The organism is Vibrio mimicus CAIM 602, assembly GCF_000338875.1.
Classification (GTDB): domain Bacteria; phylum Pseudomonadota; class Gammaproteobacteria; order Enterobacterales; family Vibrionaceae; genus Vibrio; species Vibrio mimicus.
The window spans coordinates 77910-100326 of the sequence record NZ_AOMO01000029.1 but is presented as its reverse complement, the minus strand read 5'-3'; the positions used below and the strand labels follow the sequence as shown (position 1 = coordinate 100326).

At 47.8% G+C, this 22417-nt stretch carries 20 protein-coding genes; 8 read left to right on the top strand and 12 right to left on the bottom strand.

Features of this window, described 5'->3' with window-relative positions; genetic code table 11:
- Positions 1-936 precede the first annotated feature (936 nt).
- Both groL and D908_RS10300 read right to left on the bottom strand, forming a co-directional pair.
- Positions 937-2571, bottom strand: a complete 1635-nt coding sequence (gene groL / locus D908_RS10295) for a chaperonin GroEL (RefSeq protein ID WP_000729141.1) — start codon at positions 2569-2571, stop codon at positions 937-939.
- Between the two features lie 53 nt (positions 2572-2624).
- Complete coding sequence (locus D908_RS10300) at positions 2625-2915, bottom strand: co-chaperone GroES (RefSeq protein WP_001026275.1); 291 nt, start codon at positions 2913-2915, stop codon at positions 2625-2627.
- Positions 2916-3343: 428 nt separating this feature from the next.
- Here D908_RS10300 and D908_RS10305 point away from each other — a divergent pair, with 428 nt between their 5' ends.
- A complete protein-coding gene (locus D908_RS10305) occupies positions 3344-3961 on the top strand; it encodes a helix-turn-helix transcriptional regulator (RefSeq protein ID WP_000859354.1) in 618 nt (205 codons plus the stop codon).
- Between the two features lie 114 nt (positions 3962-4075).
- Complete coding sequence (locus D908_RS10310) at positions 4076-4435, top strand: DUF3135 domain-containing protein (RefSeq protein ID WP_000211145.1); 360 nt, start codon at positions 4076-4078, stop codon at positions 4433-4435.
- A 64-nt stretch (positions 4436-4499) separates the two neighbouring features.
- On the opposite strand, the gene D908_RS10315 is transcribed toward D908_RS10310, so the two are convergent.
- Together D908_RS10315 and D908_RS10320 are read right to left on the bottom strand one after the other, a co-directional pair.
- Positions 4500-4940, bottom strand: a complete 441-nt coding sequence (locus tag D908_RS10315) for a DUF805 domain-containing protein (RefSeq protein WP_000054145.1) — start codon at positions 4938-4940, stop codon at positions 4500-4502.
- Positions 4941-4959: 19 nt separating this feature from the next.
- Complete coding sequence (locus D908_RS10320) at positions 4960-5310, bottom strand: 5-carboxymethyl-2-hydroxymuconate Delta-isomerase (protein ID WP_001133281.1); 351 nt, start codon at positions 5308-5310, stop codon at positions 4960-4962.
- 243 nt (positions 5311-5553) lie between these two features.
- On the opposite strand from D908_RS10320, the gene tpiA reads away from it, so the two are divergent.
- Together tpiA and D908_RS10330 are read left to right on the top strand one after the other, a co-directional pair.
- Positions 5554-6327: a triose-phosphate isomerase gene (tpiA, locus tag D908_RS10325; protein WP_001254173.1), complete on the top strand. Its 774-nt coding sequence runs from the start codon at positions 5554-5556 to the stop codon at positions 6325-6327.
- A 285-nt stretch (positions 6328-6612) separates the two neighbouring features.
- Positions 6613-7968 (top strand): MATE family efflux transporter, encoded by a 1356-nt coding sequence (locus D908_RS10330; protein ID WP_167733107.1) that lies wholly within the window; start codon positions 6613-6615, stop codon positions 7966-7968.
- Between the two features lie 146 nt (positions 7969-8114).
- On the opposite strand, the gene rraA is transcribed toward D908_RS10330, so the two are convergent.
- From rraA to priA, 7 genes are all read right to left on the bottom strand, one after another.
- Positions 8115-8630, bottom strand: a complete 516-nt coding sequence (gene rraA, locus D908_RS10335) for a ribonuclease E activity regulator RraA (RefSeq protein WP_000456240.1) — start codon at positions 8628-8630, stop codon at positions 8115-8117.
- Positions 8631-8704: 74 nt separating this feature from the next.
- Positions 8705-9622, bottom strand: coding sequence for a 1,4-dihydroxy-2-naphthoate polyprenyltransferase (locus D908_RS10340; RefSeq protein ID WP_005512015.1), 918 nt, complete (start codon positions 9620-9622; stop codon positions 8705-8707).
- 106 nt (positions 9623-9728) lie between these two features.
- The gene (hslU, locus tag D908_RS10345; RefSeq protein ID WP_005524323.1) at positions 9729-11060 is read right to left on the bottom strand and encodes an HslU--HslV peptidase ATPase subunit; all 1332 of its coding nucleotides are present in this window, start codon (positions 11058-11060) and stop codon (positions 9729-9731) included.
- 42 nt (positions 11061-11102) lie between these two features.
- Entirely contained in the window at positions 11103-11654 is a 552-nt protein-coding gene (hslV, locus tag D908_RS10350) for an ATP-dependent protease subunit HslV (RefSeq protein ID WP_000208246.1), read from the bottom strand.
- A 141-nt stretch (positions 11655-11795) separates the two neighbouring features.
- The gene (locus tag D908_RS10355) at positions 11796-12347 is read right to left on the bottom strand and encodes an SPOR domain-containing protein (RefSeq protein ID WP_005524321.1); all 552 of its coding nucleotides are present in this window, start codon (positions 12345-12347) and stop codon (positions 11796-11798) included.
- Positions 12348-12516: 169 nt separating this feature from the next.
- Positions 12517-13524 (bottom strand): DNA-binding transcriptional regulator CytR, encoded by a 1008-nt coding sequence (gene cytR, locus D908_RS10360; protein ID WP_000224452.1) that lies wholly within the window; start codon positions 13522-13524, stop codon positions 12517-12519.
- A gap of 305 nt (positions 13525-13829) precedes the next feature.
- Entirely contained in the window at positions 13830-16034 is a 2205-nt protein-coding gene (priA, locus tag D908_RS10365) for a primosomal protein N' (RefSeq protein ID WP_005524318.1), read from the bottom strand.
- A 253-nt stretch (positions 16035-16287) separates the two neighbouring features.
- Between priA and rpmE the strand changes: the two genes are divergently transcribed.
- Positions 16288-16506: a 50S ribosomal protein L31 gene (rpmE, locus tag D908_RS10370; RefSeq protein ID WP_000643443.1), complete on the top strand. Its 219-nt coding sequence runs from the start codon at positions 16288-16290 to the stop codon at positions 16504-16506.
- A gap of 310 nt (positions 16507-16816) precedes the next feature.
- The gene (locus D908_RS10375) at positions 16817-18094 is read left to right on the top strand and encodes a malic enzyme-like NAD(P)-binding protein (protein WP_005524317.1); all 1278 of its coding nucleotides are present in this window, start codon (positions 16817-16819) and stop codon (positions 18092-18094) included.
- Positions 18095-18193: 99 nt separating this feature from the next.
- Here D908_RS10375 and metJ read toward each other — a convergent pair whose 3' ends face one another.
- Entirely contained in the window at positions 18194-18511 is a 318-nt protein-coding gene (metJ, locus tag D908_RS10380; RefSeq protein WP_000796267.1) for a met regulon transcriptional regulator MetJ, read from the bottom strand.
- A 268-nt stretch (positions 18512-18779) separates the two neighbouring features.
- Between metJ and D908_RS10385 the strand changes: the two genes are divergently transcribed.
- Positions 18780-19946 carry an O-succinylhomoserine (thiol)-lyase gene (locus tag D908_RS10385; protein ID WP_005524315.1) on the top strand — a complete coding sequence of 389 codons (1167 nt, stop codon included), beginning with the start codon at positions 18780-18782 and terminating at the stop codon, positions 19944-19946.
- A 12-nt stretch (positions 19947-19958) separates the two neighbouring features.
- Positions 19959-22370 (top strand): bifunctional aspartate kinase/homoserine dehydrogenase II, encoded by a 2412-nt coding sequence (locus tag D908_RS10390; RefSeq protein WP_005524314.1) that lies wholly within the window; start codon positions 19959-19961, stop codon positions 22368-22370.
- Positions 22371-22417: the final 47 nt, after the last annotated feature.

Below are 22417 nucleotides of genomic sequence, written 5' to 3'. Positions count from 1 at the left end.
ACTTGACGGCTTTACTGATTTTCACGCAATTAAAGACCAAGCAGACGTGGGCCCCGTTTCCGGTGAAAGCACGTTGGCTTTCTATCCAGCTCATTACAAGCTGGCTTTCGCTTTTTCTGCTCTCCTGTGCCCGCATCCTCAACAGCGCCTCTTACGAGTTGCCTGCCCTATTGGGGCAAAGATACGGGGTTTCCGAGTTCCGTTTTCATTACACGAGTTACTTAGGTTCTACCTATCCACCGATGGCGCATAAGTCAGCGTATCCCCAGATGTAAAAGAGATAACCGGCCATATACCTTTTGGTCAGAGCGTTAGTGATGACTAATCTTCCCAAGGGATAATTAGTCGTCACGACAATAGCGTTACGCTCGTCGCGGCTGACGGTGTTTATCAGTAGTTCACTTACGTTAACCATATAACCCAGCCTAGCCCCTAAACCGCCTGCTATTGGCGATTGTCTTAACCTTCACTTCGCAGCAAGGATTAACCACTTTCGTGGGGGTACATTATCAGGAAGCTCCGCACACCGCGTTACCGCAGATGCACTATCCCTAGGCTACTATTGGCTGAACAACAGGTCTTACTGTCCAATAACCTACCCGTCCGAGTAAGAAATTGGCTAAGACAATAATGAAAACAGCTTCGCACCGTGCTGGTGGCTCAAGCTTAAATAAGACACGAATATTCCCGTTACTTCACAGACACTGATAGCGCTGCTTCAACGTATATCATTCGCCTAAAGCGAGGGACACAAACTTTCGCCCATGCCTAAAATCGGACCTCTTACGAGGACCGATATTCGGGCTTGGGTTAAGCCCGAATATCGGGTTTTATTTATTTGCTATTTCGGCGGGTGGGATAGTAACCACAACATAAAGTTAGTGGTTACTATGGACGTAGCCCGCTCGGCTAGCTACCTACGCGACTCTCGTCGCACTACATCATGCCGCCCATGCCACCCATGCCCATGTCTGGCATTGCTGGTGCATCTTTCTTCGGCAGTTCAGTAATCATCGCTTCAGTCGTGATCATTAGACCAGCAACAGAAGCTGCGAATTGCAGAGCAGAACGGGTTACTTTGGTTGGATCCAGAATACCCATTTCGATCATGTCACCGTAAACGCCAGTTGCCGCGTTGTAACCGTAGTTACCTTCGCCTGCACGTACGTTGTTCGCAACCACTGACTCTTCGTCACCTGCGTTTTTCACAATTTGACGCAGTGGTGCTTCCATTGCACGTAGTGCAACACGGATACCTACATTTTGCTCTTCGTTGTCACCAACCAGAGAAGCCAGCTTAGACGCTGCACGGATTAGTGCAACACCACCACCCGCTACCACGCCTTCTTCTACCGCAGCGCGAGTCGCGTGCAGAGCATCTTCTACGCGGTCTTTCTTCTCTTTCATTTCAACTTCAGTTGCAGCGCCCACTTTGATTACAGCAACGCCACCGGCCAGTTTAGCCACACGCTCTTGCAGTTTCTCTTTATCGTAGTCAGACGTTGCTTCTTCGATTTGTTGACGGATCTGTGCAACACGACCTTGGATCGCAGCTTGATCGCCTGCACCATCAATGATGGTTGAGTTTTCTTTCGTGATAGAAACGCGCTTCGCTTGACCTAGGTCTTCCAGAGTCGCTTTTTCCAACTCCAGACCGATCTCTTCAGAGATCACTACGCCACCAGTCAGAATCGCGATATCTTGCAGCATCGCTTTACGACGATCACCAAAGCCAGGTGCTTTGACTGCCGCTACTTTCACGATACCACGCATGTTGTTCACAACCAGAGTTGCCAGCGCTTCGCCTTCCACATCTTCTGCAACGATCAGCAGTGGACGAGATGCTTTTGCAACGCCTTCCAGCACTGGCAGCAGTTCACGGATGTTAGAGATTTTCTTGTCAACCAGCAGAATGAATGGGTTGTCCAGTTCTACACTGCCTGATTCTTGGTTGTTGATGAAGTATGGTGACAGGTAACCACGGTCAAACTGCATACCTTCTACAACATCCAGCTCGTCTTGCAGCGCTTGGCCTTCTTCAACCGTGATAACGCCGTCGCGACCGACTTTTTCCATTGCTTCAGCAATGATGTTGCCCACGCTAGAGTCTGAGTTAGCAGATATAGTACCTACTTGAGCAATCGCTTTAGTATCCGCACAAATTACTGACAGCGCTTTCAGCTCTTCCACAGCAGCCACAACCGCTTTATCGATACCGCGCTTCAGATCCATTGGGTTCATGCCTGCAGCAACCGCTTTTAGGCCTTCGTTCACAATCGCTTGAGCCAGTACTGTTGCCGTTGTTGTGCCGTCACCCGCTGCATCGTTCGCTTGTGAAGCCACTTCTTTAACCATTTGTGCGCCCATGTTCTGGAATTTGTCTTCCAGTTCAATTTCACGCGCAACCGATACACCATCTTTAGTAATGGTTGGTGCACCGAAAGATTTATCTAGAACCACGTTACGGCCTTTAGGGCCTAAGGTTACTTTTACCGCATCCGCCAGAATGTTTACGCCTTCTAGCATTTTTACACGAGCGTCATTACCAAAACGTACGTCTTTAGCAGCCATTTTTCATTTCCTTTCTAAATTCAGTTATTGATTTCGTTGGGATTCAGAATCAATTATTCAACGATTGCCAAAATGTCATGTTCAGACAAGATCAACACTTCTTTGCCATCGATCTTTTCTGTTTTTGTGCCGTAGCTTTCTGCAAAAATCACGGTGTCGCCTACTTTCACGTCCAGAGGTTGAACTGAACCGTTCTCCAGAATGCGGCCTTTACCAACAGCCAACACTTTACCGCGAGTTGATTTTTCCGCCGCAGAACCAGTTAGAACAATTCCACCAGCAGATTTTGATTCAACTTCTTGGCGTTCAACGATCACTCGGTCATGTAATGGACGAATATTCATCGGTCGTCTCTCCTGATTTAATTTTCCGTATGGTTGATAAAACGCTGATCATCAGCATGTGTCACTTATGTGGGGTAAGTTGTGCCATATCCCAAGGGGGGAAGCGTAAAAAAACGTGATTAAATTAACATTTTCAAACACCAAATCCTTCTGTCCTTATCTGCAAGACTTTGAATGACTTGATCGATCTATCCCAACCAACTTGGCGTTGTTGGTAAGCGTGAGTGAATATTCATGAGCATGTATAAGCGCCATAGTGTGATACGTAACGCAGCCAAAACAATAACGGCTTCAAGTCTGTAGGGCATAGTAAATGGTTTGCTTTATTTAATTCACATTCCATAATAACGACAGAGCAAGGTACGCCGAAGCGGGATAGATAAAGGCGAAAACCAAGCACTTTTTAGGAACAAGGATAATGAGAGACGATGAAAACGGTTGACCGCATTCTTCACACCATTAAACGTGAAGGCACCGTAACCGCCAAACAGTTGGCTGAAGACCTAGGCATTACGACCATGGGCGCTCGTCAGCATTTGCAAAGTTTGGAGGATGATGGCGTACTCTCATTTCATGATGTGAAAGTGAAAGTCGGCCGCCCTACTCGTCACTGGTCTTTGACAGCTAAAGGGCACAATCAATTTGCAGATCGCCACGGTGAGCTAACCATTCAAGTCATCGATGCGGTTGAGCATCTTTTTGGTAAAGAAGGATTGGCCAAAGTTGCCGCTGAGCGAGAGGCACAAACTCTACGCAGTTACCAAGCCGCTTTAAAAAGTTGCCACTCACTTGAAGAAAAACTGCATAAATTGGTGCAGTTGCGTGAGCAAGAAGGCTACATGGCCGAACTTGAACAAACCGACGCAGGATTTATGTTGGTGGAAAATCACTGCCCAATTTGTAAGGCTGCTACTCGCTGCCCTAACTTGTGCCAATCAGAATTAACTATTTTCCAATCATTACTGGGAGATAGCTACCAAGTACAGCGTTTAGAGCACATTGTGACTGGTGAACGACGCTGCGCTTATCTCATCTCTGCTGCTTGAATGGCGTCTTATTTATAAGAAGGGCGACTTTCGTTCCGCACAACTCACTGATAATCGATTATGCTTGGATTGTTGATAAAGTAATCAATTTTAGCATCTGGCGAGGTGAGAGCGATGACCACTCCTCCAACTGACATTCCATATATTCAAGCACTTCCGCCTTTTGACGAATTGGTTGAGCTGGCAAAACATAACCCTGAAGCCTTCACTCAGTTCAAAAAAGAGATGTGTGAAGAGATGATCCTATCTGCCTCTGAATCGATGCAGCAAAGGTTGTGGGCACAACAGAGCCACATAGATCGAGTGGTGGGTCAGTGCAAAAACCCTGTGCATACCAATGTGATTCTCATGCGTGAACTCAGCCAACAGATGGTGCGATTTCGCAATGCATTGGATGGGGATCTCCAACAAGATTCCGTCGCTGAAGTTGTTCCGTTTCGACCAAGAGCGAATTCTAATGACGAGTGGCGATAATTGCTCGCACAGTAAAAACTGAAAGAGGAGGCGAATGCCTCCTCTTTTTAATCGGTTTAATGGTTTAGCCTTTCTTCATCGGCTTAGGCTGTGGCCCGAATCGGTTACTGCCCTCGCTGCCAGCAAGAAATCCACATTCCACTAAAATCCACGCTCCACAGAGCAAAGCAGCAAAAGAAATCAGAGTTTCCGCCATTCCTGGTTGGGTATTCACCGCCAGTTCACCCGCAGGAATGGTCATTCGACCAATCACCAAAGGGACATTGAGCAACAACCACCAACTCGATTTGTCTCGGTCATGCCAACGTTTGGCTGTGATAGCCAGATCCGGCACCAAAACAAGCAACAGAAAGATCGGTAAGATCAGGTGCGCAACGCTAGGAAATAGCTGATTAGAGCCAATCGCAAAGCCTGCAATCATGGCGTAATAGCAGATATTCCACAGCCAGAAGGTTTGACGCCCAATGCGCCCCTGAAAAGAAAACAACAGTGTTTTTAACGACATGATTTTTACCTAAACACGGTCATCCATTGATGACTTTTTGAAAGCAGTCGATATCCATATCTCGGATATTAATGGTCAAACTGCGCACATGGCTGGCTTTATCCACCAAAATCTCCATCAGCTTGCGCGATAAATCGCGCTTTTGTTCAGCGCTGCGTCCGGCTAATAGCTCAAAGCTGATGTGAATAAAATCTACGCTATCGCCTTCATTACCAATCAACCAATGATGGCAGCGCAGTGCACGGGATTTTACCGAACTTGCATCAAACAGTCCTGAATCAATCGCAGCTTGATGTAAATCTTCCAGTAATCCTTGCACATTAATACGCTCATCCACTGAATTTGAGTATTCCATGACTAAGTTTGGCATTGCTTTTTCCTTGCTTACGGTTGATAAAAATCGTTCTGTACTAGATAGATGGATAGTAATAACAAGTTAAACCTAAAAAACCGAGCCACTACCGAATAATCTGTCACTCAGATCACTGGATTACTGATTTGTCGCGCCTGTGAGATCCCATAAAGACATGATGCGAGTCATGATCTGACGAATTTATTCTGCTATAGTCCTGCGAGTTTATTTTTTACATTGATTAGATATGGAGATATTCCTATGCGTCGTCCTGTTGTGATGGGTAACTGGAAACTGAATGGCAGCAAAGCTATGGTCACTGACCTGCTAAACGGCTTGAATGCAGAACTTGAAGGTGTTGCGGGTGTTGATGTAGTAGTTGCGCCACCAGCGATGTATTTAGATCTGGCTGAGCGCCTGATCAAAGAAGGCGGCAACAAGCTGATCCTGGGTGCACAAAACACAGATACTCACAACAGCGGTGCTTACACTGGTGATATGTCTCCAGCAATGCTGAAAGATTTCGGTGCTTCTCACATCATCATCGGTCACTCTGAGCGTCGTGATTACCACAAAGAATCTGACGAGTTCGTAGCGAAGAAATTTGCTTTCCTGAAAGAAAATGGCCTAACTCCAGTTTTCTGTATCGGTGAAACTGAAGCACAAAACGAAGCAGGCGAAACTGAAGCAGTATGTGCTCGCCAAATCAACGCAGTTATCGACACTTACGGTGTTGAAGCACTGAACGGCGCAATCATCGCTTACGAACCAATCTGGGCAATCGGTACTGGTAAAGCAGCAACAGCGGATGATGCACAACGCATCCACGCTTCTATCCGCGCACTGATCGCAGCAAAAGATGCAGCAGTTGCAGAACAAGTGATCATCCAGTACGGCGGTTCTGTAAAACCTGAAAACGCAGCCGCTTATTTTGCACAACCAGACATCGACGGTGCGCTGGTTGGTGGTGCATCGCTGGATGCAAAAGGCTTTGCAGCCATCGCAAAAGCAGCAGCAGAAGCGAAAAAAGCATAATTTGCTACTCACGCATGATTCAAGGCCAGCATATTGCTGGCCTTATTCTTTTTTATCCCCAAACGATTTGGAGTTATAGGTAGACGGCAAGTGAGTAAATCCCCATGAGCATAGACAAATTCTATGATTGAGGTGAACGAACATAGCCAACACCGCAACTACTTCATGTAGGAAGGGGATAGCATTCGCTGAATGTGTTCCAGCCCATACATTCTTGCCCTTACCTAGTCCCTGTTTTTAAGTTCAGGTATGCTAGGCACCTTGTTCCTTCGCGCACTCCATCCTATGCAAGATAAACACGGCCTGCTTTCTGCACCTATTCCTACCGTTTTACGGCAAATGACAGTACCGATGATCTTCGGCTTGGTCGCGATTTTAATGTTCAACCTTGTTGATACTTTTTTTATCTCGTTGCTGGGAACACAGGCGCTGGCAGCCATCAGTTACACCTTTCCCGTTACCTTCGCGGTCAACTGTATCACCATGGGTATTGGAGTTGGACTTTCTACCTGCATAGGCCGTTTGCTTGGACAAGGCGATGGACGACAAGCAGCTCGCGTTTCTAGTCATGGGTTATTACTGGCGTTATTGCTGGTGGCCGCTGCTTCGACACTTGGTTTACTAACGATTGAACCGCTGTTTTTACTACTCGGCGCCAGTCATGACCTCATCCCACTCATCAAGCAATACATGGTAGTGTGGTATTTAACTATTCCGTTGCTGGTGCTACCTATGGCAGGTAACAGTGCGATTCGAGCCACAGGCGATACCAAAACACCAGCCAAAATTATGATGCTGGCAGGTTTTATCAATGGAGCGCTCGATCCACTGCTGATTTTTGGTTACGGCCCATTTCCTGAACTAGGCATTCAAGGGGCGGCGATTGCCAGTGCCTTCTCCTGGCTTGGAGCTTTGTTCGGATCGCTCTATGTATTGATCAAGCGAGAAAAGTTACTGGCGATGCCGTCTTTGCCGCATCTTCGCCATGACTGGCAACAGATTTTAAAAATCGGCACTCCCGCCGCGCTGTCTACCGCAATGAATCCTATCTCCGGCGCCTTACTGATGATGATGCTCTCCAGTCACGGGACTGCTGCGGTTGCTGCGTATGGCGCTGCACAGCGTATTGAATCGATTCTGATTTTGGTGCTGATGTCGCTGACCTCAGCACTTACCCCATTTATGGCACAAAATCTTGGTGCACAAAACCCAGCACGCAGTTTTGCAGGACTCTTTCTGAGCCTGCGCTTTTCACTGCTGTTTCAGTTAATGGTGTTTGTGATGATGGTGCCACTGAGTATTCCGCTGGCAGCGTTGTTTTCTCAAGAACAAGCGGTACGCGATCTGCTATGGCATTATTTGTTAGTGGTGCCAATCAGCTACGGCTTTCAAGGTGTGGTAATGATGCTGGTTTCCGCTCTCAACGCCTTACATCAGCCACTGAAGGCTTTTCAATGGAGCTTTATGCGCCTGTTTGTGTTCACCCTACCCGCCGCTTGGATTGGTGGCGCTGTGTACAGCATCGAAGGGCTATTTATCGGGATTGCTGTGGGTAACGTACTGGGCGGGCTATTGGGTTATCTGTATGCGCTGAGATTACGCCGTCAGCACTTAACGTCGGATTCTGTAACTAACGTTTGATTCAGAACACCAACACCTCTTCCAACTCACAGCTGTAACAGTGTTGGTTGCAACACTGTAGTTTAAGGAATCAATGGATACGTAAGATGACAAAAAGCTGATGTATTCGACATCGGCTTTTTTTATTCTTCGGGCAAATGAATCAGCTACAGCAGCTCATCTTCCTCTTCTACACCCAAGTCCGCGCTCAGCGGCTCTTGTGAGATGATGATGCCAGTATTATCGGCATACAGATAATCTTCAGGCAGGAAGGTGACGCCACCGAAGTTGACTGGAATGTCCACTTCACCGACACCTTGTGAAGTGGCACCCACTGGAATTGATGCAATGGCTTGAATGCCAATACTCATTTCTTCCAGTTCATCCACTTCACGGACACTGCCATACACCACAATGCCTTCCCACTCATTTTCTTCCGCTAGAGCTGCCAGTTCTGCATCAATCAATGCACGACGCAGTGAACCACCGCCGTCGATCAGCAAAATACGGCCTAAACCATCTTGCTCAAGCGTTTCACGGATCAAGCCATTATCTTCATAGCACTTGATTGTAGTGATCTGACCGGCAAAAGAAGCACAGCCACCAAAGTTGCTGAACATAGGCTCCACGACATCGACTTGGTCGAGATAGATATCACACAGCGCTGAAGTATTGTATTCCATAGCTTTGTTCTCTTAGCGAAAGTCTTCCAACGAGTATATAGAGTGATAGTGCCATTGCAATGACAGAGTGCAAATTAACTTGTCAGAGTTTGGGCAATGATCACTCCTACAAACAAAAGGTTGGTGATCACAGAAGTTTTTACAACAACCGGCATCATAGGTGCAATTTGCGCTGGTTGTTCTGTAAACCAAACCTCACGGCCATGGCGTGTCACTACGAATAAACAGAGCAAAAATGGCAAGCTAATCCACAGTGCTTTATCCTGCAACACCAAGTAAGCCGCGAAAGCCAACACTGCGCCAAATAAGAGAGCAAAATGATATTGCTTGGCACGTACCTGCCCTAAACGCACCGCAACGGTACGTTTACCGCAAATCGCATCATTTTCAATGTCACGCATGTTGTTTACATTGAGCACAGCTACTGCGAGTAAGCCGCAGCCCAAGGAAGGCAGAAGCAAACTCCACTCGATATAACCAGTATGTAGGAAAAAGCTCCCCGACACGCCAAGCAGACCAAAGAACAAAAATACCGACAGGTCACCAAGCCCTACATACCCATAAGGTTTATTGCCAACGGTATAAGCAATTGCCGCGAGAATCGCCAGCACACCCAGCGCAATAAACACCAAGATATTTTGCAAATTATCTAAGGCGTAAAACACTAAAATCAGCCCCATGATAATGGTCAGCAGCACATTGATTCCCATAGCCAGCCTCATATCTTTTAAGCTGACAGCACCGGATTGAATAGCGCGCATTGGCCCAAGTCGAGATTCGTTATCCGTCCCCTTCACCGCATCGCCATAATCGTTGGCTAAGTTGGATAATATTTGCAGTAAGGTCGCCGTTAGCAGCGCTAACACAGCCACCAACCAATGAAAATGTCCTGCTGAGAAAGCTAGTGCGCTCCCCGTTAAAATTGAGATCAGAGCCAGAGGCAAGGTTTTCGGACGCGCCGCATCCAACCAAATTTGCACAGAGTTATTCATGATAATGAGAGTATGATCAACATGGCGTCAGTATACGCGGAAATACCCCAGATAAAAAAGCCCACCAATTTGAGGTGGGCTTCTTGGCTTCTAAAAATAGAGCTTTCTAAAGAATGAAACGGCTGAGATCTTCGTCTTCTACCAGTTCACCCAAACGCGCTTTCACGTAGGCGGCATCAATCACAAACGCTTGCCCGGCTTTTTCAGTCGCATCAAAGGAAATTTCGTCCATCAGGCGCTCCAGCACGGTATGCAGGCGGCGCGCTCCGATGTTTTCAGTGGTTTCGTTAACTTGCCATGCCGCATCCGCAATTTGCTTGATGCCATCTTCGGTAAACTGCACATCTACTTGTTCAGTTTTCATCAAGGCGACATATTGCTCGGTGAGTGATGCTTTCGGCTCAGTCAGAATGCGTTTGAAATCGTTACTTGATAGCGCTTCCAGCTCAACGCGAATCGGTAAACGACCTTGCAGCTCAGGGATCAGATCCGATGGTTTTGCCACTTGAAATGCACCAGAAGCAATAAATAGGATGTGATCGGTACGCACCATACCATGCTTGGTGGATACCGTGCTGCCTTCAATCAAAGGTAAGAGATCGCGCTGTACCCCTTCACGAGAAACATCAGGACCCGATACCTCACCGCGTTTACAGATTTTATCGATTTCATCGATAAACACGATGCCGTTGTTTTCGACATTGTAAATCGCCTGTTCTTTCAGCTCTTCCTGATTCACCAGCTTAGCGGCCTCTTCTTCCACCAAAACTTTCAGCGCATCTTTGATCTTCATTTTGCGCTTTTTCTTGGTATCGCCGGCTAGATTTTGGAACAGCCCTTGCAGTTGATTGGTCATCTCTTCCATGCCCGGAGGAGCCATGATTTCCACACCCATTTGTGGTGCAGAGACATTGATTTCAATCTCTTTGTCGTTGAGCTGGCCTTCACGAAGTTTTTTACGGAAAACTTGGCGCGTACTCGAATTCTCTTCTTTCTGCTCGGCTTGTCCCCACGCATCGCGAGCAGGCGGTAGCAAAGCATCCAACACACGCTCTTCCGCAAGTTCTTCCGCGCGGAATTTCACTTTTTCCATCGCTTGTTGATGAGTCAGCTTAACCGCTACATCCGTCAGATCACGGATGATCGACTCCACTTCTTTACCCACATAACCCACTTCAGTGAATTTGGTGGCTTCAACTTTAATGAAAGGCGCATTCGCTAATTTAGCTAAACGGCGGGCAATTTCGGTTTTACCCACACCAGTTGGGCCAATCATCAGAATATTTTTTGGGGTCACTTCAACACGCAAGCTTTCTTCAAGCTGCATACGACGCCAGCGGTTACGCAGAGCAATTGCCACTGCACGTTTCGCTTTGTCTTGACCAATGATGTGGCGATTCAGCTCGCTCACTATTTCGCGGGGAGTCATTTCAGACATGATTTAAATCCTTCACTCAGCTTATCGGGCACTATCTTGTGATTATTGACCTTGCGGCAACATGGCCTGCGGAATTTCGAGTTCTTCGATAGTGTGATTATGATTAGTAAATACGCAAATATCGCCAGCAATGTTCAGTGCTTTCTCAGCAATGGTTCGTGCATCCAAATCCGTATTTTCAAGTAATGCAATCGCCGCCGCTTGCGCATAGTTGCCGCCAGAGCCAATCGCTATCAGATCATGTTCTGGCTGCAATACATCACCGTTACCTGTGATGATCAGTGATGCTGTTTCATCGGCGACCGCCAAAATGGCTTCCAAACGACGCAATGCGCGATCGCTACGCCAATCTTTGGCCAGCTCGACCGCCGCTTTCGTTAGATGCCCTTGATGCATCTGCAACTTACTTTCAAAGCGCTCAAATAAGGTAAACGCATCAGCGGTGCCACCAGCAAAACCTGCCAGCACTTTGTTGTTGTATAGGCGGCGCACTTTACGTGCATTACCTTTCATGACGGTATTACCTAGCGATACCTGCCCGTCACCAGCGATGACAACTTTATTATTACGACGCACTGATACGATAGTAGTCACAAGAGGCCTCTTTATTCTTTATAGGAGAGTTAACGCTTATATGTGGCTATCGAAGGAGAATTTCAAGCCAGACCGGAGAAGTTGACTTAATACCAACAAAAAAGCCTGATCGACATCAGGCTTTTTTGTTTTTAAGAGTAATTACTGCGTTTCTTTCCAAATCGCACAAGGCTCAATCTTCGCTCGTTGCAGCTTATGTTTATCACGCTCAGCATCGCGCTTAAATTTGTATGGCCCCAGAACGACGCGATACCAACTGCTGTCCGCTTTTTTGCGAATGTGGCTGCTGATACCTTGGAATGCGATATCCAGTTTACGAGCTTCGGCTTGCTCCGACGTTTTGTAGGCGCCACATTGCATCACGTAAGGAATGTCAGAGACTTCCTGCTCTTTCGCCACCACTTCAATCTCACGATTGGGCAATGAATCCACATAATCCCACTTCTCTGTCGGTGGGGGTGGCAACGTTTCTGTTGGTTTCGGTTTACTGGTTGATGTTGTTGGAGTCTTCGAGACTGGTGTGCTCGTCTTTGGCTCAGGGTCGTTATTGAGTAGATACAAGCCATAACCAAACACGGCCAGTAACACTATTGCTACTAAACCACTGCGCCAAGGTTTACGACGCGGAGCTGCTTTTTTTCGGGTCGGCTTCTTCGGACTACGACCGCCTCTTACATAATCTCTATTAGCCACGTTGTTGTTCGGAAATTAACAAAATTGTCCACATGTTAATGCAGATCGCGGCCAGATAACAGAGTTATACCCAAACAACTTGGCCTTGTGGCCGACATCGCTGCTGCTTTAAAAGGAGGGATTAACCGAGCCAAAATGGCAAGCCGGATGGCTCGGTTCACGTTGTGATTTATTTTTTGCTTGGCGGCGCAGCACTCTCACGTACCACGAGTTTGGTTTCAAGCAAACGTGACCCGGCACGTACATCATGTCCACGCAGTAGCTCTAACATCATCAGCATAGCTTGGCGACCAATTTCATAACGAGGTTGCGAGATAGTGGTCAGCGGTGGATCACAGTACTGAGCAAACTGAATATCATCAAAGCCGACGACGGAGAGATCTTGTGGTACTCGCAGACCCAGTCGTTTAGCTTCCTGAATCGCCCCAATCGCCATCGTATCATTGTGACAGAAAATGGCGGTTGGTTGCTCTGGCAACGCCAGTAACTGGCGCACCGCTTTTGCCCCGGCTTCAAAAGTGAAATCGCCAAAAGTGCAGTAAGTCGGGTTCATAGTGATGCCAGCACGACGCAACGCCTGTTGATAGCCTTGATGACGGAATTGGCACAATGCCGCATGTTGTGGACCAGAGATCTGTGCAATGCGCTTATGCCCAAGCTGAGTCAGATAGTTCACCGCTTCAAATGCAGAAGTCAGGTTATCGATATGCACCGTCGGTAATTCAAGCTCAGGAGCAAATTCACACGCCATCACCATAGGCGGCAGATTTTTTTGTTCAGGCTTACTCACATCAAACGGTAAATCTGTACCCAGCAGTAACATGCCATCGGCTTGTTTCGTAAACACAAGGTTTACAAAGGAATTCTCCCGACGCTTTTGTTGACCACTGTCACCCAACAACACCAAATAGCCGTGCTCCATCGCCGCATCTTCAATACCGCGGATGATCTCAGAAAAGTAGGGATCACAGATATCAGGAACAATAGCAACGATGGTTTTTGACTCATTGCGGCGCAAATTGCGCGCTAAAGAATTTGGTGAGTAACCCGCTTCCAGCACCGCCTCTTCCACTCGTTTACGAGTTGATGAGGAGACTTTTTCAGGGTTCATCAACGCACGAGACACGGTCGCGGTTGAGACTCCGGCAAGCTGGGCAACATCCTTCATTGTCGCCATTTCTTTCTACCCTCTTTTCTTTATTTGGTGATGATATGCATCACACCCTAATGATGACTGTTTTATTCAGTACTAACCCTGACCAGAAAACGTTTTCATTCTGCAGATCATGGCGAGAACCGTAACATTTTGCTTAGCGAAAACGATTCACTGAGCAGATTTTACCGATAGTCTAAGGGATTCAGAACAGAAAGTTACGGCGAGATTAACAAATCTTGCACAGTCACTGTGATTCTTATCACGATAATAAGCATTAATTTGCTGACAAAATTAACACACAGCCACTTTAGAAAATGAAATACGGATTAACTGAGATCTTGCGGATCAATATCGATCGACCAACGCACTTTGCTCGCCAGCGGAAGTTGTTGCAATGCAGGACGTGCGCTTTGCAATATTTTCTGCATTAAGCTGCGATTCGGCGTTTGCAGTAACAGTTGCCAACGGAATTTTCCGGCTCTTTTCGCAAGCGGGGCGGGTGTTGGGCCAAGCACCATGCATTCGCTGTCAAACCAAGGGTTACAGCGCAAAGTTTCTCGCACTTGGCGTAGAAAATCTTCAACTTGTGCTGTTTGATTGGCTTCGGCTCGAAATAAGCTAAGGAAAGAGTATGGCGGCAACTGAGCAAGCTTGCGCTCCTCCAACGCAGTGAGAGCGAACTGATGGTAGTCTTTATGCAGTAAGGCTTGTAGCAAACTGTGCTCAGGATGATGCGTTTGTAAAACCACTTCACCCGGTTTACTGGCTCGCCCTGCACGCCCTGCGACTTGGATGAATAACTGCGCCAAGCGTTCGGCGGCACGAAAGTCACTGCTATATAGTGAGCCATCCACATCCAACAAAGCCACTAACGTAACATCGGGGAAATGGTGCCCTTTCGCGAGCATTTGTGTACCAATTAAAATCTGATATTCGCCTTTGCGGATCGCGGTTAACGCGGATTCCAAACTGCCCTTGCGCCGAGTGCTATCACGATCAATCCGAACCGAACGATACTCAGGAAACAGTGTGTGTAATTGAGCTTCAAGCTGTTCCGTACCAACGCCGACAGTAACCAGTTGAGTCGAGCCACACCCTTTACATTGATGGATCACAGGACGCTGTGAACCACAATGATGGCAGCGGATTTCATTACTGTGTTGATGGTAGGTGTAATACGCATCGCAGCGCTGACATTCCGCGATCCAGCCACATTCGTGGCACATCAAAGCCGGAGAAAAACCGCGACGGTTTAAAAACAGCATCACCTGATTGCCAGCCGAAAGATGGCGGCGCATTTCCGCAATCAAAGGAGCTGAAAGGCCACTTTCCAGATACAACCCTTTCACATCCAACACATGATTACGCGTTGGCAACGCATTCCCTGCACGCTGCGTCAGTTGCAGATGGTGGTATTTACCACTTAGAGCATTATGTAGGGTTTCCAGTGCAGGAGTCGCCGAGCCGAGCACAATCGGGATATTTTCAAGATGGGCACGCATCACAGCAACATCACGGGCGTGATAACGCAGACTATCTTGCTGTTTATAAGAGCTATCATGCTCTTCATCAACGATGATAATGCCCAATTTGGCAAACGGTGTGAGCAGTGCCGAACGTGTACCAATCACAATACCCGCGACTTTATCGCGAGCTGCCAACCAAGCATTGAGGCGTTCTGTATCATTCAGCGCGGAATGCATCACTTCCACTGGCACACTAAAACGCTGACGAAAGCGATTGATCGTTTGTGGGGTCAAGCCAATTTCAGGCACCAACACCAAGGCTTGCTCGCCGCGTGCCAACACAGGCGTGATAAGGTTGAGATAGACTTCGGTTTTGCCCGACCCCGTTACTCCTTCCAGAAGAAAGCAGCCGAAACCTTGGTGGCTATTCACTGCGGCAATCGCAATCGCCTGTTCTTGATTGAGTTTAGGTTTATCCACTTTGGCTTCAAGCTCTTGCGGCCACGGCCGCACAACAGGCTTACGCTCTTCACACTCAATCCACCCTTTCTCAACCAAAGCTTTCAATGTGCTGCTACTTACCTCTTCATCAAGCAAGGCTTGGTGAGATAAGGCTCCGTGCTGCAACAAATGGAGAACTTGTGCTTGTTTTACCGCGCCACGCTTCACGCCAAGCATCAGTTGCTCTTGGCCTAAAGCCGTCAAACGCCACTCTTTATGGCTAGTCAGCTCTGCTGCTTTCCCTTTTCGCAAGGCGCCGGGCAAAGCATTAGCATAGGTTTCACCAAGTGGATAATGATAGAACTGGCTGCACCAATGCAGCAGTGACTGCAGTTTCTCTGGCCAGACTGGTGCTTCATCCAATACGGCTTGCAGTGATTTGAGCTGTTCGATAGGAAAATCAGATTGATGAGTGAGCGACTGGACGATACCCACTAAGGTTTGTCGCCCAAAAGGCACTTGTACGCGTCCACCCAGCACAGGAAATAGATGAGCCGGGATCAGATAGTCAAAGGACTTATCCAGAGGTACAGGTAGGCAAACTCGGGCAATGGTGGGGCGCATCAGGGTCCAAAACAGCGAAAAATCAAACGGATCACAGTCTACTGGAAGCGTAGCAGAAATTCGACCTGCGCTTTTGGTGAAATAATCAGCGAGATCGATTGATCCGAAACCCGAGATTCATTAATATATCGCGCCTTACGGCATCCTAGAGGGTTGACCCTCTGGATATGCAAACTCGTTATTTTTAACACTACGTGTGGTGTCCGACGACAATCGATTCGGATGGCGACACGGCCTAAATTGAGGTTATCCCATGAAAGCTGGTATCCACCCAGAATACAAAGCAGTAAACGCAACTTGTTCTTGCGGCAACTCTTTCGTTTTCAACTCTACTCTAGGTAAAGATTCAATGCACCTAGACGTATGTGACAAGTGCCACCCATTCTACTCTGGTAAGCAACGTATCGTTGACACCGGTGGTCGTGTTGAGCGCTTCAACAAGCGTTTCGGCGCACTGTCTGCGAAGAAGTAATTTCTGCTTTACGCAAGATTTTGAAAAAGGACGCTACGGCGTCCTTTTTTCATTCATGAGATTTTAAAGCTCCTCGACTTCTCCCTTTACAATTCAAGTACTGTTCTCCCACTCACTCATCTGCATATAAAACTCTATTCGGCGAAACGTTTTGGCTATTTATTCTCCACCATTCACATTTCTACTGGTCTTATCAGCAAGATCTCCGTTTTTTTTTGTACGCTTAGCTCAGTGTCTAACCTAGGCAGTTTGCAATAGTTACTTTAAAATTTGCGACCTTTCCCATAAATAACAATAAGAGAACAGCCCTATGTCCGATGACAATCGCCTCAACCCAACTCCTGAAGAACAATTTCGCCAACGAGCTTTGGATTACCATGCTTACCCAACTGCGGGCAAAATTGGTATTGCGCTGACTAAACCTGCTGATTCAGCAGCGGATCTTGCACTGGCCTATAGCCCTGGCGTAGCAGAGCCGGTACGCGAAATCGCGCAAAACGTAGACAACGTTTATAAGTACACTGCAAAAGGCAACACAGTTGCCGTGATCTCTAACGGTACTGCGATTTTAGGATTGGGTAACTTGGGCCCTATGGCCTCTAAGCCTGTCATGGAAGGCAAGGCGCTACTGTTTAAACGTTTTGCAGGACTTGATTCAATTGATATTGAAGTCAAACATCGCACCATCGATGAATTTGTTGATACTGTAGCCAACATTGCCGATACCTTCGGTGGCATCAACCTAGAAGACATCAAAGCACCAGACTGCTTTGAGATTGAACGCCGCCTGATTGAGCGTTGTGATGTACCAGTATTCCACGATGACCAACACGGCACAGCGATTGTTACTGCAGCGGGCATGCTGAACGCTCTGGAGCTGCAAGGTAAACAACTGAAAGACTGTATCATCGTCTGTCTTGGTGCTGGCGCAGCCGCTGTGGCTTGTATGGAACTGCTGATCAAGTGCGGTGCAATGCGTGAGAAGATCTACATGCTGGATCGCAAAGGCGTGATCCACACTCGCCGTGACGATCTCAACGAATACAAACAGCTGTTTGCGAACAATACAGATAAACGCACCTTGGAAGATGTTATTGCCGGTGCAGACCTATTCTTGGGCGTATCTGGCCCTAACCTGCTGCCAGCCGACGCGCTCAAACTGATGGCAGACAAACCAGTCGTGTTTGCTTGCTCAAACCCAGATCCAGAAATCAAACCTGAACTGGCACACCAAGTACGCAATGACATGATCATGGGTACAGGACGCAGCGACTATCCAAACCAAGTCAACAACGTTCTCTGCTTCCCATTTATTTTCCGTGGTGCGCTTGATGTTCGCGCAAGTGAAATCAACGACCAGATGAAGCTGGCTGCAGTAGAAGCCATTCGCCAACTGGCTAAAGAGCCAGTACCTGCGGAAGTATTGGCAGCCGCTGGCGTTGATAAGCTGAGTTTCGGTATTGATTACATCATTCCAAAACCAATGGACCCACGTCTATTGCCACGTGTAGCTCGTGCGGTAGCGGAAGCCGCGGTGGAATCGGGCGTTGCTCGTATCCCAATGCCAGAGAATTACATGCAGGCTTAATCCACTCGCATAGTGAATTAATACAAAAAAGCCCCTCGTATGAGGGGCTTTTTTATGAATGTTATTTTTTCACTTAGCGATTTTCGCTAACGAAATTCATTACTCATCATAAGATTCGAACTCAATACCCATTTCGGTCATCAAGCGTTTGGCTTCAGCAGGAATGTCATCAGGGCGATCTTTACGCAGATCTTCGTCCGTTGGCAGAGGCTGACCTGTGTAAGCATGCAAGAAAGCTTCGCACAGCAATTCACTGTTGGTTGCGTGACGTAAGTTATTGACTTGACGGCGTGTTCTCTCATCCGTTAGCACTTTGAGAACTTTCAGCGGAATGGATACCGTGATTTTTTTTACCAACTCGCTCTTTTTCCCATGCTCTGCATAGGGGCTGATATATTCGCCATTCCAGTCTGCCATTGCGCACCTTCGTTATTTTTGGTTCGAATCGAAATTTCAAAGGCCCTAATTTTAGCGGGATTTACCGCCATAAGCAAAGACATGTAGACGTCTAGAAGTGTTGACGTCTTTATTTAACACCAGTAAAGTGTCGAGTATTTTATGGGCAACAGATAAACCTTATACCCAAACTCGGTGAAGTGGCTGTAAGACAACCCACACTGCAGCTTCAAGCAGGAAAGGTATATGATGACGCTCTCTAGGACAGAATAGCCAGCAAGGAAACTCCATGACCACACGCAAGCCAGCCACCATTGCGGTTCGTACCGGGATTGAATCCGATACTCAATATCATGCCGTTGTACCACCGATTTATCTTTCGACCAACTATGGTTTTCCCGCGTTTGGTGAAGTACCCAAATACGATTACACCCGCTCAGGCAACCCAAACCGTGGTTTGTTAGAACAGACCCTGTATGAGCTTGAATGCGGTGAAGGTGCGGTGGTGACGAACTGTGGTACCTCCGCCATCAATTTGTGGGTCACGGCGTTGCTAGGCCCTGAAGACCTGATTGTAGCACCACATGACTGCTATGGTGGTACTTACCGTTTGCTCAACACTCGCGCTAAAAAAGGCGACTTCAAAGTGCAGTTTGTCGACCAATCCAACGAACAAGCACTCACGCAAGCTTTAGCACGCAAACCAAAGTTACTGTTAATTGAAACCCCCTCCAACCCTTTAGTGCGAGTGGTGGACATCGCTCATCTTTGCCAATTAGCCAAAGTGCAAGGTACTTTGGTTGCGGTAGATAACACCTTTTTGACTCCAGTATTCCAAAAGCCTCTCACCTTAGGGGCGGATTTTGTTCTGCACTCCACCACCAAATACATTAACGGTCATTCCGATGTGATTGGCGGTGTGTTGATCTGTAAAAACAAACAACATGCTGAAGAGTTTGCTTGGTGGGGTAACTGTTTAGGTTCAACAGGCACCCCGTTTGATAGCTACATGACCTTGCGTGGCATTCGCACTTTAGGCGCGCGGATGCGTATCCATGAAGAAAGTGCACAGCAGATCTTAGCCTATCTGCAGACTCAATCATTGGTTGGCAAAATTTACCATCCAAGCCTACCCAACCACCCAGGCCATGAAATTGCGAAAAAACAACAATCAGGCTTTGGCTCTATGCTCAGTTTTGAGTTTGCAGGCAGCTTTGAGCAGTTGAAATACTTTGTTGGCAAGTTGGCGCTGTTCTCACTCGCCGAATCGCTGGGTGGAGTAGAAAGCCTGATTTGCCACCCGGCCTCCATGACTCATCGTGCGATGGGTGAAGAAGCATTAGCCAAAGCTGGAATTTCACAGCAATTGCTACGCCTTTCGGTTGGTCTTGAAGATGCCTCAGATCTCATTGCCGATCTTGACCAAGCCTTTCAGCAAACTCTTTCAGCGAATTAAGGAGACCTGTGAATGACTCACGCTCGTCAACTGCATAAATTTGGTGGTAGTAGCCTTGCCGACCCAGAATGTTATCTGCGTGTCGCGAAAATTCTTAAAAGTTATTCGAAGAGTGAAGATCTCGTGGTGGTTTCCGCGGCTGGCAAAACCACCAATCGCCTGATTAACTTTGTGGAAGAACTTAGCAAAGATGGTCGAATCGCCCATGAAACACTGCATGCGTTGCGCCAATATCAGTCCGATTTGATCACCAAACTACTGACAGCCGAAGCGGCCGAACCGCTACTCACCCAACTGCAACAAGAGATTAGCGTGTTAGGTGAGCTCAATGCCCCTCTGAGCAGCGAGCAATACGCTTGGGTGCTTGGCCATGGTGAGCAGTGGTCTGCACGCTTACTCGCAGCATTATTGAATCAGCAAGATTTACCGGCAGTGGCACAAGATGCTCGTGCATTTTTACGCGCCGAAGCGGGAACACAACCGGAAGTGGATCGCGCTCGTTCTTACCCATTACTGAAAGCAGTGTTGGCACAACATACTCAGCGTCGTGTTGTGATCACTGGTTTTATGGCGCAAAACGAACAGGGTGATACCGTACTACTGGGTCGTAATGGTTCGGATTATTCAGCGACCGTTATCGGCGCTCTGGCCGAAGTTTCACGTGTCACCATTTGGAGTGATGTGGCTGGCGTGTACAGCGCCGATCCACGCATCGTCAATGATGCATGTTTGCTACCATTATTGAGACTCGATGAAGCCAATGAGCTGGCACGCTTAGCCGCGCCAGTGCTGCATAGCCGCACGCTACAGCCTGTGGCGCAGAGCACCATGGAGCTGCATCTGCGTTGTAGCCATCAACCAGAATCCGGTTCAACTCGTATTGAGCGTGTGCTGGCCTCCGGTCGCGGTGCAAAAATCATTACTTCACTCGATGATGTGCTGCTGATTGAACTGAGTTTTGCGCATCACCATGATTTCCAACGCTTACAAGAAGATGTGTTACAACACTTGCTGCGCGTTCAACTGCAACCTCTGACTTACGAAGCGCAGCCTGATCAATACCGCTTACGCTTAGCTTACACAGCAGAAATTGCCCCCGGAGCGTTTTCAGCCCTGCAAGATGCCGCTTTCGAAGCTGAGATTAAACTGAAAGAAGGCTATGACTTAGTCGCCGCGGTCGGAGCTGGTGTCACCAAAAACCCGAACCACTGCTATGGCTTCTACCAACAACTGAATGCCTTGCCAGTCGAGTTTATCAGCGCGTCAGAATCTAGCCTCAGTTTGGTCGCCGTACTACGCCAAACACCAATCAACCAATTAGTGAATGGCATCCACAATCAACTGTTCCAAGCCCAAAAACGCGTCGCGATTACACTGTGTGGTAAAGGCAATATTGGTTCAAGTTGGCTCAAGCTGTTTGCAGAGCAAAAAGAGAAGCTGGAGCAACGCCACGGCATGAGTTTTGAACTGGTTGCGGTGGTTGATAGCCAAACCTACTGGTTTAACGAACAAGGCATCGACCCCACTCAAGTTCCAACGCATTTCCAAGACGAAGCACTGCCGAACCAAGATCAAAGCTGGCTGAAAAAGCTTGGCGCGCTGGAAGGCTACGATGAAGCCGTCGTGCTTGATGTCACCGCCAGCGAAGAGCTTGCCGAGCAGTATCTCGAAATTGCCGAACAAGGTTTGCACCTGATTTCCGCCAACAAAGTGGCAGGTTCCGCGCCAGGTAACTACTACTATCAGGTTAAAGATGCGTTCCATAAAATTGGCCGTCACTGGTTGTATAACGCTACAGTGGGCGCTGGCCTGCCGATTAACCACACCGTACGCGACCTTCGTGAAAGCGGTGATGAGATCATGGCACTCTCGGGGATTTTCTCCGGCACACTCTCATGGCTGTTCCAGCAATACGATGGCAGCTTACCATTTAGTGAACTGGTGGATTTAGCGTGGCAACAAGGTTTAACTGAACCCGATCCACGTTGCGATCTGGATGGTTCTGACGTGATGCGTAAATTGGTGATCTTAGCGCGGGAATCTGGACTTGAAATCGAGCCAAGCAGTGTGAAAGTGGAATCACTTGTACCCGCTGAGCTGCGTTCAGTGTCACTGGATGATTTTCTCGACAACAGCAAACTGCTCAACGAGCAACTGGCTGAGCGCCTAGCTCGTGCACAGAAGCAAGGCAAAGTACTGCGCTATGTGGCAAGGCTGGAGAAAAATGGCAAAGCCAGTGTTGGGGTTGAAGCGCTAGAGCAAGACCATCCACTCGCAAACTTGCTCCCATGTGACAACATCTTTGCGATTGAGAGCAAATGGTATCGTGATAACCCACTGGTGATCCGAGGCCCCGGTGCAGGACGTGAAGTGACTGCGGGCGCAATTCAATCGGATTTAAATCTGCTCGCTAGCCTGTTGTAGTTCTAAAGTAAAAGCTCGTCAAAATGACGAGCTTTTACTTCTATCTT